Origin of the sequence: Mesorhizobium sp., from assembly GCF_004962925.1 — a bacterium.
Lineage (GTDB): Bacteria > Pseudomonadota > Alphaproteobacteria > Rhizobiales > Rhizobiaceae > Mesorhizobium.
Genome location: NZ_SUEO01000138.1, coordinates 1 through 213, shown reverse-complemented (window position 1 = coordinate 213; position 213 = coordinate 1).

Below are 213 nucleotides of genomic sequence, written 5' to 3'. Positions count from 1 at the left end.
CTTGCCCGGTCCGGACTCGCGCGAGAACTGGAACGACTTCCGGCTGGCGCTTCCGGCATCGCCGACAGCGTACTTTCAAATCAAACAGTCGGCGCTGAGCCGCGCCTTCGACGATTTTGCGCGCGTCTGGAGTTGCCGATGATCCAACTGGCGGACAGTTTCCCGCGCCGGCGGGCTCTGACTGAACTTGACTCGACTTTGCTGGTCGAGGCG